The sequence below is a fragment of the Hydrogenophaga sp. NH-16 genome (genome assembly GCF_004006415.1).
GTDB classification, from domain to species: domain Bacteria; phylum Pseudomonadota; class Gammaproteobacteria; order Burkholderiales; family Burkholderiaceae_C; genus Hydrogenophaga; species Hydrogenophaga pseudoflava.
On the sequence record NZ_CP029344.1, the window covers coordinates 2,756,676 to 2,768,355 of the forward strand.

13 protein-coding genes are annotated in these 11,680 nt (G+C 67.5%); 6 read left to right on the forward strand and 7 right to left on the reverse strand.

Annotated elements, in window-relative coordinates:
- Positions 1-7: 7 nt before the first annotated feature.
- The 4 genes from DD542_RS13290 to DD542_RS13305 all read left to right on the forward strand — a co-directional run bounded on the left by DD542_RS13290 (position 8) and on the right by DD542_RS13305 (position 2,890).
- Positions 8-820: a phytanoyl-CoA dioxygenase family protein gene (locus DD542_RS13290; protein WP_127805985.1), complete on the forward strand. Its 813-nt coding sequence runs from the start codon at positions 8-10 to the stop codon at positions 818-820.
- A gap of 16 nt (positions 821-836) precedes the next feature.
- Positions 837-1,802 (forward strand): DUF808 domain-containing protein, encoded by a 966-nt coding sequence (locus DD542_RS13295; RefSeq protein WP_127805986.1) that lies wholly within the window; start codon positions 837-839, stop codon positions 1,800-1,802.
- A gap of 123 nt (positions 1,803-1,925) precedes the next feature.
- On the forward strand, positions 1,926-2,459 hold the full coding sequence (locus DD542_RS13300) for a hemerythrin domain-containing protein (protein ID WP_127805987.1): 534 nt from the start codon (positions 1,926-1,928) through the stop codon (positions 2,457-2,459).
- A gap of 38 nt (positions 2,460-2,497) precedes the next feature.
- Positions 2,498-2,890, forward strand: coding sequence for a hypothetical protein (locus DD542_RS13305; protein ID WP_127805988.1), 393 nt, complete (start codon positions 2,498-2,500; stop codon positions 2,888-2,890).
- Between the two features lie 4 nt (positions 2,891-2,894).
- On the opposite strand, the gene DD542_RS13310 is transcribed toward DD542_RS13305, so the two are convergent.
- Positions 2,895-4,886, reverse strand: a complete 1,992-nt coding sequence (locus tag DD542_RS13310; protein WP_127805989.1) for a U32 family peptidase — start codon at positions 4,884-4,886, stop codon at positions 2,895-2,897.
- An 88-nt stretch (positions 4,887-4,974) separates the two neighbouring features.
- Between DD542_RS13310 and DD542_RS13315 the strand changes: the two genes are divergently transcribed.
- Together DD542_RS13315 and DD542_RS13320 are read left to right on the forward strand one after the other, a co-directional pair.
- Positions 4,975-5,730, forward strand: a complete 756-nt coding sequence (locus DD542_RS13315; RefSeq protein ID WP_127805990.1) for an alpha/beta hydrolase — start codon at positions 4,975-4,977, stop codon at positions 5,728-5,730.
- Complete coding sequence (locus DD542_RS13320) at positions 5,727-6,476, forward strand: heparan-alpha-glucosaminide N-acetyltransferase (RefSeq protein ID WP_277750654.1); 750 nt, start codon at positions 5,727-5,729, stop codon at positions 6,474-6,476. Before DD542_RS13315 ends, DD542_RS13320 begins: the two co-directional genes overlap by 4 nt.
- A gap of 6 nt (positions 6,477-6,482) precedes the next feature.
- Here DD542_RS13320 and DD542_RS13325 read toward each other — a convergent pair whose 3' ends face one another.
- From DD542_RS13325 to DD542_RS13350, 6 genes are all read right to left on the reverse strand, one after another.
- Entirely contained in the window at positions 6,483-7,127 is a 645-nt protein-coding gene (locus tag DD542_RS13325; protein WP_066160304.1) for a GntR family transcriptional regulator, read from the reverse strand.
- Positions 7,124-8,506 carry an aspartate aminotransferase family protein gene (locus DD542_RS13330; RefSeq protein ID WP_127805991.1) on the reverse strand — a complete coding sequence of 461 codons (1,383 nt, stop codon included), beginning with the start codon at positions 8,504-8,506 and terminating at the stop codon, positions 7,124-7,126. Before DD542_RS13330 ends, DD542_RS13325 begins: the two co-directional genes overlap by 4 nt.
- Before the next feature lie 13 nt (positions 8,507-8,519).
- Positions 8,520-9,866, reverse strand: a complete 1,347-nt coding sequence (locus DD542_RS13335) for a glutamine synthetase family protein (RefSeq protein WP_127805992.1) — start codon at positions 9,864-9,866, stop codon at positions 8,520-8,522.
- A gap of 160 nt (positions 9,867-10,026) precedes the next feature.
- The gene (locus DD542_RS13340) at positions 10,027-10,806 is read right to left on the reverse strand and encodes a peptidylprolyl isomerase (RefSeq protein ID WP_127805993.1); all 780 of its coding nucleotides are present in this window, start codon (positions 10,804-10,806) and stop codon (positions 10,027-10,029) included.
- A gap of 8 nt (positions 10,807-10,814) precedes the next feature.
- Positions 10,815-11,096, reverse strand: coding sequence for a BolA family protein (locus DD542_RS13345; protein WP_066160293.1), 282 nt, complete (start codon positions 11,094-11,096; stop codon positions 10,815-10,817).
- Entirely contained in the window at positions 11,093-11,641 is a 549-nt protein-coding gene (locus tag DD542_RS13350) for a septation protein A (protein ID WP_127805994.1), read from the reverse strand. The genes DD542_RS13345 and DD542_RS13350 overlap by 4 nt, the downstream gene beginning before the upstream one ends.
- Between the last annotated feature and the right edge of the window lie 39 nt (positions 11,642-11,680).

The window sequence follows — 11,680 nt, forward strand, 5'->3', positions numbered from 1 at the left end:
TCGCACGATGAGCCGCTCGCACCCCCTGCCCGACGACACCATCCAGGCCTACGCCCGCGACGGGGCGGTGGTGCTGCGGGGCGTGCTCAACGCCGACGAGCTGCGCACGCTGGAGGCTGGCATCGAGCACAACCTGGCGCACCTGAGCCCGCTGGCGCTGGTGGCGAGCGAGCCCGACGACCCCGGCCGCTTCGTCGAGGACTTCTGCACCTGGCAGACCAACCCGGACTACCAGCGCATCCTCAAGGAGTCGGCCCTGCCGCATCTGGCCGCCCAGCTGATGCAGAGCCGCACGGCGCGCCTGTACCACGACCACCTGCTGGTCAAGGAAGCCGGTACCCGCCAGCCGACACCGTGGCACCAGGACCAGCCGTACTACAACGTCGGCGGCAGGCAGAACGTCAGCTTCTGGATACCGGTCGACCCGGTGCCGCTGGCCAGCACGCTGCGCTTCGTCGCCGGCTCGCACGACGGCACCTGGTACATGCCGCGCACCTTCCGCGACCAGCAGGCCAAGTGGTTCCCGGAGGGCACGCTGGCAGAGTTGCCGCCCATCGACGCCGAGCCCGGCACCTACCGGCAACTGGGCTGGGCGCTGGAGCCGGGCGACTGCGTGGCCTTCCACATGCTCAGCCTGCACGCCAGCAGCGGCACCGGTCCGGGCACGCGGCGGCGCGTTTTTTCGGCCCGCTACCTGGGCGATGATGCGGTCCACGCGCCCCGCCGCTGGCGCACCTCCCCGCCATTCCCTGGCCTCGACCAGCGCCTGCCCGACGGCGCAGCGATGGACGACCCGCTGTTTCCCCTTGTCTGGTCCTGAAAGTTGAACCACCGCCATGGCCTCCAGCCTGCTCGCACTGCTTGACGACATCGCCACCCTGCTCGACGACGTGGCCACCATGACCAAGGTCGCGGCGCGCCAGAGCGTGTCCGCCGCCGACGACGTGGCGGCCATGACGCAGATGGCCGCGAAAAAGACAGCCGGCGTGCTGGGCGACGACCTGGCGCTCAACGCGCAGCAGGTGACTGGCGTGAACGCCGATCGCGAACTACCGGTGGTCTGGGCGGTGGCCAAGGGCTCGCTGCTGAACAAGGCCATCCTGGTGCCGGCGGCGCTGGCCATCAGCGCTGTGGCACCCTGGGCCATCACACCCCTGCTGATGCTGGGCGGTCTGTTCCTGTGCTTCGAAGGTGCCGAGAAGCTGATGCACAAGTTCTTCCACGGGAAGGAAGCCGACGACGCCCACCACGCCGAGCTCGTGAAGGCCGTGAGCGACGAGAAAGTGGACCTGGTCGCGTTCGAGAAGGAGAAGATCAAGGGTGCCGTGCGCACCGACTTCATTCTCTCGGCCGAGATCATCGTCATCACCCTGGGCGCGGTCGCCACAGCACCCTTTGCCCAGCAGGTCGCGGTGCTGGTCGGCATCTCGCTGATCATGACCCTGGGCGTGTACGGCCTGGTCGGCGGCATCGTCAAGCTCGACGACGCGGGCCTGCACCTGAGCCGCAGCGGCTCATCCGCCACGCAAGCCTTCGGCCGAGGTCTGCTGGCCTTTGCGCCCTGGCTGATGAAGGCCCTGTCGGTGCTGGGTACGGCGGCGATGTTCCTGGTGGGCGGCGGCATCCTGCTGCACGGCATGCCGGCGCTGGGACACGCGGTCGAGCACTGGGCGGAGGGCCTGGGTGCCATCGGAGGCGTGGTCAACAGCCTGGCCGGCGGTGTTTCCGGCCTCATTGCCGGCATCGTCTGCGTGCTGATGTTCAACGCATTCAACAAGCTGCGCGGCCAGTCCGCACACTGAATGAACAGGGGCGGGCCTTGACTTGTGTCAAGGCCTCAACAACGCGGTTGGCCCAGACTGGCATCCAGATCGTGAGTGTGCTGAAGACCGGCTTCGGTGCACACCAACCCGAGAGGAGCCGCCATGAACACCGCCGTTGACACCGACGCCCCGCTGAACAACTTCTCCAACTGCCACAGCGGCATCCTCAAGCGCCTGAACGCGCTGGACGAACTGCCCGCGTTGCTGGAACCCGCCGCACGCGCACGCCAGATCGCCGAGCAGTCGCTGGAGTTCTTCCGGGAAGCCATCTTCGAACATCATCTGGAAGAAGAGCGCGAGCTCTTTCCAGCGGTGATCGCCAGCGCAAAGCCCGGCGAGGAACTGGAGCGAGTGAAGGACATGACCAAGCGTCTGACCGAGGAACACCGCATGGTCGAGGCGCTGTGGAAGCGGCTGGAAAAGGGCCTCAAGCAGGTCGCTAAAGGCCAGAGCACCGATCTGGACATTGGCGAGGTGCAGCGCCTGGTCACCGAGTACACCGCCCATGCCGCCTACGAAGAGGCCGAGTTCCTGCCGCTGTCGGAGGTGATCCTGGGCCGCAACAGCAACCACATGGCTGCGCTGGGTCTGAGCCTGCACATGCGCCACGTCAAGCCGGTGGCGGCCTACATCTGATCCACCTTCAGTGGACCATGGCCGCGGTCTGAGCGGGCATGGTCTACAGTTCGGGCGACGTGAAAAATCGCCCTGGCAACCCTCATGATTCCCGCCCCGAACACTGGCGCGTCCAGAGCGCAGACAGCGTAGCGGTCCTGGACATCCCGGGCCTTAATGGCCGGGCCCGGGTGTTCGACGTGGACGCCGCTCTGCTGGTCGATGTGCCCGCCGACACCGACGGCGCCTGGCTGGAGCTGACCGTGGAGTTCGATGGCCGGCGCCAGTGGTCGCGCCGCATTCCTGCCCACAACCCCGGCCAGACGGACAGCCTGGACTACCACCAGCGGATGCGGCTGGAGGCCGAGCAGGGCCTGCGCATCCGGGCCATCGCCGCCGTCAAGGGCGTGCGGGTGCGGGAGCTGGTGATCGAGGCGCGCGAGGACGCCTGATGACTCAGGCCGGGGTCGCCGGTCGCGTTCGGTAGAACGTCACCGGGCTTGCCGGCGCGGCGTTCATCACGCTGCGCTTGATCTTGCCGACCACGTGCATCTCGCAGGGCTTGCAGTCGAAGCGCAGGGTCAGCTTCTCCTTGCCGTTGATCAGCTGCATCGGCTCGGCGCGCACCGTGCCCTGCACGCCGGTCACGCCCTTGGCCTGCTTGGGGCAGAGGCTGAGCGAGAAGCGCACGCAGTGCTTGGTGATCATCAGGCTGACTTCGCCTTCTTCCTCGTGGCTTTCGTAGGCGGCGGCGATGACTTTGACGCCGTGCTTGGCGTAGAAGTCGCGCGCCTTGTGGTTGAACACGTTGGCCAGGTAGGTGAGGGTGTCTTCCGGATAGTTGACGGGCGGCTCGACCGGCTTGGCGCGTGGCAGGCGGTGCCAGGCCGCGGCTCGGGCGGCTTCCAGCTGTTCCACCGCGTCCCGGCGCAGCGCGTTCAGCTGCGAGGCGGGCACGAAGCGCGGGCCTTTCAGGTTCAGGGCCACGTCCAGCGGCTGGAACAGCGTGTCGCCCAGGCGGGAGAGGTTTTCGCGCAGCTTGGCCTCGGCCTGGCTCGGGTCCTTGGCGTCCTGCAGCGGGCCGTGGACCTGGGCGGAATAGGTGGCGGTGCCGCTGTGTCCGTCTTCGTCGGTGATCGTGAGCTCCAGGCCGTCAGCGGTTTCAGCCAGTGTCAGCCAGGCGCCGATGCGGCGTTCGGCCGACTTCTTCTCCAGCCCGCGCACCCAGTCCATGTCCCGGTTGCGGTTGACCTGCACGCCCTTGCGCAAGTCCTTGAACCCGGGCATCGGGTCTTTCGGGAACACCCGCCAGAGACCTTTCTTGTTCACCGCTTCGGCGCGGTTGATCTGCAGGCCCACCAGCTCCTTCTGCAGGTCCAGGTAACACAGGCCGTCGCCGTTGTGGATCACGGTGCTCTGGTCGTCGGTCTGCAGCTCGACGAAATTGGGCCCGGTGGCGGTGACATGGCCGATCGGCCGGCCCGGGTTCTTGGGCGTGTCGAAGGCGCCGATGTCTTCCTTGCGGCCCTGCACGAAGTAGTCGGTGAACTCGCGGTTGAAGTTCTGGTTCGGATCGGGCTGGAAGTGGAGGGTGCATTCGCCGCTGCTGGCGCGCGCCAGTTCGGGGCGTTCTTCAAGGATCTCGTCCAGCAGTACCCGGTAGTGCGCGGTGATGTTCTTGACGTAGGCCATGTCCTTGTAGCGGCCTTCGATCTTGAAGCTGCGCACGCCGGCGTCGATGATCTCGCGCAGGTTGTCGCTCTGGTTGTTGTCCTTCATCGAGAGCACGTGCTTGTCGTGCGCCACGATGCGGCCCTGGCTGTCTTTCACCTCATAGGGCAGGCGGCAGGCCTGCGAGCAGTCGCCGCGGTTGGCGCTGCGCCCGGTGTGGGCGTGGCTGATGTAGCACTGGCCGCTGTAGGCCACACAGAGTGCGCCGTGCACGAAGAACTCTAGGATGGCGCGGCCGGGCGCGTCTTTCGGGCCGAGCGCGGCGTCGATGGCGGCGATCTGCTGCAGCGTGAGTTCGCGCGCCAGCACGATCTGGGACAGGCCGGCGTCCTGCAGGAAGCGGGCTTTTTCGGGCGTGCGGATGTCGGTCTGGGTGCTGGCGTGCAGCTGGATCGGCGGCAGGTCGATCTCCAGCAGGCCCATGTCCTGGATGATCAGCGCGTCCACCCCGGCGTCGTAGAGCTGCCAGGCCAGCTTGCGCGCCGGCTCCAGCTCGTCGTCGCGCAGGATGGTGTTCATCGTCACGAAGATGCGGCTGTTGTAGCGGTGCGCGTGCCGCGCGAGGCGGGCGATGTCGGCCACGCTGTTGTCGGCGCTGGTGCGTGCGCCGAAGGACGGGCCGCCGATGTAGACCGCGTCGGCCCCGTGGTTCACGGCCTCGATGCCGATGTCGGCGTCGCGGGCGGGGGCAAGCAGTTCGAGCTGGTGGGGCAACATGGTGACGCGAAAAAAGTGGGCAGTGCAGGCAGAATCGGGGCCACTGACGGCCCCGCAAATCAACCCGATATTGTCCCGGAGATCGCCCATGCCTGCATCCCACGACCCTTCCGGCACTGCCATCGTCCTCGTCCACGGCTCCTGGCACGGCGCCTGGTGCTGGAAGCGGGTGCTGCCGCTGCTGCGCGGCGCCGGTGTGGACACCCACGCCGTCACCCTCACCGGCGTGGGCGAACGTGCGCACCTGCTGAGCCCGACGGTCGGCATCAACACCCACATCCAGGACGTGATCGGGCTGATCGAAGCCGAGGAACTGGAGCGCGTGGTGCTGGTCGGCCACAGCTACGCGGGCAACCTGATCACCTGCGTGGCCGACCGCCTGCAGCGCGCGCACCCCGGCCTGCTGCAGCACCTGGTCTATCTGGATGCGGGCGTTCCAGACCCCGGCAACAGCTGGAGCACGCCCCACTCGGCGGAGACCGTGGCCAAGCGGGCCGCCGAGGCGCAGCGCAGCAGCGGCGGGCTGAGCTTTCCGCCGCCGGACGCCAGTGTGTTCGGGCTGGATGGCGCCGACCGCGACTGGGTCAACCGCCGCCAGACGCCGCAGCCCTACCGCCTCTACCACGAGACCCTGCTGTTCGACCCGGCCCTGGTCTGGTCCATACCGCACAGCTTCATCGACTGCACGAACCCGCCGCTGGCCACCATCGACGCCGCCCGCAAGCGCGTGCGCAGCGAGCCGGGCTGGACTTTGTACGAACTGGCGACGGGGCACGACCCGATGGTCAGCGCGCCGCGCGAACTGGCACAGCTGCTGCTGAAGGTGCATTCGAGTTGCCGGTGAAGGCCACCACCCGCCTGGACCGCATCGACATCCTGCGCGCCGCGGCGATGCTCTGGATGACGGCCTTCCATTTCTGCTTCGACCTCAACCACTTCGGCTTCATTCAGCAGGACTTCTACGACGACCCGTTCTGGACCTGGCAGCGCACGTTCATCGTGAGCCTGTTCCTGTTCACCGCCGGGCTGTCGCAGGCGGTGGCGCTGCAGCAGGGGCAGGGCTGGCCGCGGTTCTGGAAGCGCTGGGCGCAGGTGGCGGGTGGGGCGCTGCTGGTGAGCATTGGCTCCTGGCTGATGTTCCCGGACACCTTCATCTACTTTGGCATCCTGCACGGCATTGCGGCCATGCTGGTCCTGGTGCGACTGACGGCGGGCTGGGGCACCTGGCTCTGGCCGCTGGGCGCGCTGGCGATCTCAATGAAGTGGATCGCGCCGCTGGTGATCGGTGCGCTGCCGTCGCTGGCGTTCCTGAACCAGCCGGGCTGGAACGCGCTGGGCTTCATCAGCGAGCTGCCGGTGACCGAGGACTACGCTCCGGTGCTGCCCTGGCTGGGCGTGATGTGGTGGGGCGTCGCCGCCGGGCGCTGGGCGCTGGCACACCGACCGCAATGGCTGGGCGCGGGCGACGCGGCGGCCACCGGGCTGCGCCGCTCTCTGGTGGTGCTGGGGCGTTGGAGCCTGTCGTATTACCTGCTGCACCAGCCGGTGATGATCGGCCTGCTGGCCGCCTTCCTCTGGTGGCGCGGCTGAGCTGGTTCAGGCGCAGAACGGCCGCAGAAACTGCGCGGCCACGAACAGATCCTTCTCGATCGCGCGCCGCACGCCGGCGCTGTCGCGCAGGCGCAGCGCCATCACCGCGTCGCCGTGGGCGTCGTTGATCACGCGCTGCGAGGCTTCCACCTCGAACAGCCTGTTCGACAGCGGCCCGACCTTGAGCCAGACGGTCTCGATCAGCGAGAGCAGGGTGGGGGAGGCGGCGGCCTGGTACAGGCGCAGGTGGAACAGCTCGTTGGCGTCGAGATAGCCCTTGGCATCACCGGCCTTGAGCGCCTCGCGCATGCGCTGCTCCAGCGCCAGCAGCTCGGCCACACCGGTGGCGTCGAGCCGGTGGGCGCCACGCTCGGCCGCTTCGCCTTCCAGCAGCAGCCGGGTCTGCAGCACATCGTCGAACTCGGCCAGCGAGAGTTTGGGCACCTGCATGCCGGCGTGGGGCACGTTGACCAGCGCACCCTCGGCCGCCAGCCGCTGCAGCGCGGCGCGCACCGGCATCACGCCCACGCCCAGCTTCTCGGCGATGGCGTGGATTTTCAGCCGCTCCCCCGGCAGGAACTGGCCCACGGTGACCCACTGGCGCAACCGCGCATAGGTCTCGTCCTGCTGGGTCGGGGCGGGGGTCTTCATGCCTTCTGTGTGATCTGGGTCAGCGCCTCGTCGAGCGCGCCGATCAGCTGCACGACGTGCTCGTCGGTGGTCTGCGGGCAGACCAGCATCATGTTGTGGAAGGGCGTGATCATGACGCCGCGGTTGAGCAGGCCAAGGTGGATCAGGTGTTCCAGCTCGCCGTCGAGGATGCGGTCGGCCTCGCTGCCGTTCCTGGGCGGGGTCGGGCAGAACTGGAACTCGGTGCGCGCGCCGACCTGGGTCACGCACCAGGGCAGGCCATGCCGCGCGATCACCTCCCGCAGCCCGGCAGCCAGCCGCTGCGCCAGTGCCAGCATGTGCCCGTAGGCGGCCGGGGTCATGACCTCGGTGAGAGCCGCGCGCATCGCGGCCATGGCCAGCATGTTGCCGGTCAGCGTGGTGCCGATGCCGCTGTGGCCCGGTGGGGCCTCGCGCTTGGCCCGTTCGGCGCGGGCCGCCAGTTCGGCGCTCATGCCGTAGACCGCGCAGGGTACGCCGCCGCCCACCGGTTTGCCGAGCACCAAGGCATCGGGAGCGATGCCTTGGGCGCGGGCGTAGCCGCCAGGGCCGGTGCTGATGGTGTGGGTCTCGTCCATCACCAGCAGCGTGCCGTGGCGGCGGATGATCTGCTGAGCTTCGGCCCAGTAGCCGGGCTCGGGCAGCACCATGCCGATGTTGGTCATCACCGGTTCGGCCAGCACGCAGGCCACGTCACCATCAGCCAGTGCGGCGTCGAGCGCGGCCAGGTCGTTGAACTCGACCACCACCGTGGTGTCCAGCAGGTTGTGCACCTGGCCCAGCAGGCTGTCGCGCTGCACCGGCCGACCATCCACCAGGTCGACGAACACGTCCTCGATGGTGCCGTGGTAGCAGCCGTTGAAGACCAGGATCTTCTGGCGCCCCGTGGCGGCGCGGAGCCAGCGCACGATGTAGCGGTTGGCGTCGGTGGCGCTCATCGCGAACTGCCAGACCGGCAGGCCGAAGCGCTGTGCCAGCTGCTCGCCGACCACGGCAGCGTCCTCGGTGGCCAGCATGGTGGTGAAGCCGCGGGTGGCCTGGCGGGCGACGGCGGCCGCCACCGGGGCGGGCGAATGGCCGAACATGGCGCCCGTGTCGCCCAGGCAGAAGTCGACCAGGGTGTGCCCGTCCACATCGGTGACCTGGGCGCCGCTGGCGTGGTCGACGTGCAGCGCAAACGGCGTGCCCCAGTCGTTCATCCAGTGCAGCGGCACCCCGAACAGCAGGTGGTCGCGGGCGCGGGCGGCGAGGGCCGCCGAGCGCGGGTGGGCATTGGTGAACCGGGCGCGTTCCTGCGCGAGGAAGGCCTGCGCGCGCGGCCAGTCCAGGCCGGCGCGGGTGGGTCGTTGTTCTTGCGTCATGTGGTGTGTCTCCTCAGACCAGCAGCAGCAGGTGCTCGCGCTCCCAGGAGCTGATCACGCGGTTGTAGGTGGCGTACTCCAGTTCCTTGACCGCGAGGAAGGCGTCGATGAAGGCCCCGCCGAAGACATCGCGCAGCGCTTCGCACTCGCGCATGCGGCGGATCGAGTCCTCCATGTGGCTGGGCAGGTCCTGGTCGCTGTCCCAGGCACTGGTTTTCATCGGCTCGCTGGGCTGGCGCTTCTCCATCAGCCCCAGGTAACCGGCACCCAGCGTCGCAGCCATGGCTAGGTACGGGTTCACGTCCACGCCCGGCACGCGGTTCTCCACCCGGCGGTTGGCGGCGTCGGACTCCGGCACGCGGATGCCGCAGGTGCGGTTGTCGTAGCCCCACTGCACATTGATCGGCGCCGACATGTAGCGCGAGAGGCGCCGGTAGGAGTTCACATAGGGCGCCAGCATCGGCATCACCTGCGGCAGGTAGCGCTGCAGGCCGGCGATGAAGTGGCGGAAATGCGGCGTCACCGCGCCGTCCTCTTCGCTGAAGATGTTGCGGCCGGTGGCGCGGTCCAGGATGCTCTGGTGGATATGCATCGCGCTGCCCGGCTCGGCCTCCATCGGCTTGGCCATGAAGGTGGCGAAGATGCCGTGGCGCAGCGCCGTTTCCCGCACGGTGCGCTTGAACAGGAACACCCGGTCGGCCAGGTCCATGGCGTCGCCGTGGGTGAAGTTGATCTCCATCTGGCCGGCGCCGGCCTCGTGGATCAGGGTCTCGACGCCCAGGCGGTGCACCTCGCAGAAGCGCGAGAGCTCCAGGAAGAAGGGGTCGAAGTCGTTGACCGCGTCGATGGAATACGACTGCCGGCCGGCCTCGGGCTTGCCGGTGCGGCCCAGCGGCGGCTGCAGCGGTTCGTGCGGATTCTGCTGGCGGGCCACCAGGTAGAACTCCATCTCGGGCGCCACCACCGGCTGCCAGCCCTGTGCGTCGTACAGCGCCAGCACGCGGCGCAGCACGCTGCGGGGCGAGAGGGCTACCGGCGAGCCGTCGAACTCCTCACAGTCGTGGATGATGACCGCGACCTGTTCGGCTGCCCAGGGCACCATGCGCGCGGTCGACAGATCGGGCACGCAGACCATGTCGGGGTCGGTGTCGCCGACGAACTCGGCGTTGTCGGGCTGCTGGCCGTTGACGGTATTGAGCAGCACGCTCTTGGGCAGGCGCATGTGCCCGGAGCTGAGGAACAGATCCTTGGGGAGGATCTTGCCGCGGGCGATCCCGGTCATGTCGGGAATCACGCACTCGACCTCGTGGATGCGGTGCTCGCTCAGGAAGCTGTGGATGTCGGTGGGGGGCGCGTTCATGGTTGGATTTGATCAAATGGATGCCGAATTGTGGCATCCAAACCACCTGGTTCTAATATTTGATCAAATCCAATCCGATCGGCGTGGCCAGATCCACTTCCTCGCGGCCACAAAAAAAGCGCGGACCACGCCGCGCTTTTTTTTAGGAGAACGCCGATCCTTACTGGATCTTGGCCTTCTCGCGCAGCGAGCGCTGGAAGTCGCCCAGCTTCTGCTGCTGCATCTGCTGCGCGATCTGCGGCTTGAGTTCTTCAAAGGTCGGCAGCTTGGCCTGGCGCACGTCGTCGACACGGATGATGTGGTAACCGAACTGGCTCTTGACCGGATCCTGGGTCATCTGACCCTTGTCGAGTTTGATCATGGCCTCGGAGAACTCGGTCACGTAGCTGGCGGCATTGGCCCAGTCCAGGTCACCACCGTTGGCACCGGAGCCCGGGTCCTTGGACTTGGCCTTGGCCTGGTCTTCGAACTTGGCGCCACCCTTGATGGCCGCAATGATGGCCTTGGCCTCGTCTTCCTTCTCGACGAGGATGTGGCGCGCGCGGTATTCCTTGCCGCCGTTGGCCGCGGCGAACTTGTCGTACTCGGCCTGCAGGTCGGCGTCGGACACCGGGTTCTTCTTCTGGTAGTCGGCGAACAGGGCGCGGATCATGATGGTCTGGCGGGCCAGTTCCATCTGCTCCTTGTATTCCGGCGTGGCGGCAATACCGCGCTTCTGGGCTTCCTGCATGAAGACTTCGCGCAGGATGACTTCTTCCTTGATCTGGGCGCGGGTTGCCTCGTCGATCGGACGACCTGAGGCTGCAATCTGCTGCTCCAGCGCGGTGACGCGGCTGCTGGGCACGGCCTTGCCGTTGACGATGGCGACGTTCTGGGCCATGGCCAGGGGAGCGGCAGCGATCAGGGCCGCGGCGGTCAGGGCCGACAGGGAGAGTTTCATGGTGTGGATCAGGTGAGGATTTCGATGGCCAGCGCATGCAGGCCGGCGTCGGTGAAATTGCGCAGCGCATCATACACAAGGCGGTGTTGCGCCACGCGGCTCTTGCCGGTGAAGGCGGGGGCGGCGATGCGCACCCGGAAATGGGTGCCGTAGCCCAGCCCGTTGGCGCCGGCGTGCCCGGCGTGGGCCGCGCTTTCGTCGATGACTTCCAGCCGGGTCGGGCTGAGGGCAGCGTCCAGGGCGGCCTGCAGCGCGGCCGCGGTGGGCACGAACAGCTGGTCCGGGATCATGAGCCGGTCCCCGCTTCGGTGTCGCTCTTGAGGTAGCGGGCGATGTACAGACCCTGGCCGACGATGAACACCACCGGGAACACGTAACCCCAGAGCTTGAAGTTGACCCAGTCCTCGGTGGAGTAGTAGGCCGCGACGTAGCCGTTGATGGCGGCCATGAACAGGAAATAGCCGATCCAGATCACGGTGAGGCGCGACCACACCGGCGCCGGCAGGCTGAGCTGGCTGCCCAGGAGGATCTGCAGGAAGTTCTTCTTCCAGACCCACAGCGCCGCGGCCAGCACAATCGCCATGCTCGCGTAGAGCACGGTGGGCTTCCACTTGATGAAGCGCTCGTCGTGCAGCAGCAGCGTGAGGGCTCCGAACACCAGCACCAGCAGCAGCGTCACTTTCTGCAGCGTCTGCAGCCGCTTGTCGATGCCGTAGATGATGCCGGTCTGCACCACGGTGGCGGCCATGAGCACGCCGGTCGCGGTGTAGATGTCGCCAAACTTGTAGGCGGCCACAAACAGCGCAATGGGGAAAAAGTCGATCAGGAAACGCATGCGGGGATTATCGGGGCTGGCACCGGGAACCCGGGCGGC

Excerpts from the sequence above, each read along its gene's own strand:
- DD542_RS13290 (WP_127805985.1), top strand. The coding sequence starts at position 8 with ATGAGCCGCTCGCACCCCCTGCCCGACGACACCATCCAGGCCTACGCC.
- DD542_RS13295 (WP_127805986.1), top strand. The coding sequence starts at position 837 with ATGGCCTCCAGCCTGCTCGCACTGCTTGACGACATCGCCACCCTGCTC.
- DD542_RS13300 (WP_127805987.1), top strand. The coding sequence starts at position 1,926 with ATGAACACCGCCGTTGACACCGACGCCCCGCTGAACAACTTCTCCAAC.
- DD542_RS13305 (WP_127805988.1), top strand. The coding sequence starts at position 2,498 with ATGGTCTACAGTTCGGGCGACGTGAAAAATCGCCCTGGCAACCCTCAT.
- DD542_RS13310 (WP_127805989.1), bottom strand. The coding sequence starts at position 4,886 with ATGTTGCCCCACCAGCTCGAACTGCTTGCCCCCGCCCGCGACGCCGAC.
- DD542_RS13315 (WP_127805990.1), top strand. The coding sequence starts at position 4,975 with ATGCCTGCATCCCACGACCCTTCCGGCACTGCCATCGTCCTCGTCCAC.
- DD542_RS13325 (WP_066160304.1), bottom strand. The coding sequence starts at position 7,127 with ATGAAGACCCCCGCCCCGACCCAGCAGGACGAGACCTATGCGCGGTTG.
- DD542_RS13330 (WP_127805991.1), bottom strand. The coding sequence starts at position 8,506 with ATGACGCAAGAACAACGACCCACCCGCGCCGGCCTGGACTGGCCGCGC.
- DD542_RS13335 (WP_127805992.1), bottom strand. The coding sequence starts at position 9,866 with ATGAACGCGCCCCCCACCGACATCCACAGCTTCCTGAGCGAGCACCGC.
- DD542_RS13340 (WP_127805993.1), bottom strand. The coding sequence starts at position 10,806 with ATGAAACTCTCCCTGTCGGCCCTGACCGCCGCGGCCCTGATCGCTGCC.
- DD542_RS13345 (WP_066160293.1), bottom strand. The coding sequence starts at position 11,096 with ATGATCCCGGACCAGCTGTTCGTGCCCACCGCGGCCGCGCTGCAGGCC.
- DD542_RS13350 (WP_127805994.1), bottom strand. The coding sequence starts at position 11,641 with ATGCGTTTCCTGATCGACTTTTTCCCCATTGCGCTGTTTGTGGCCGCC.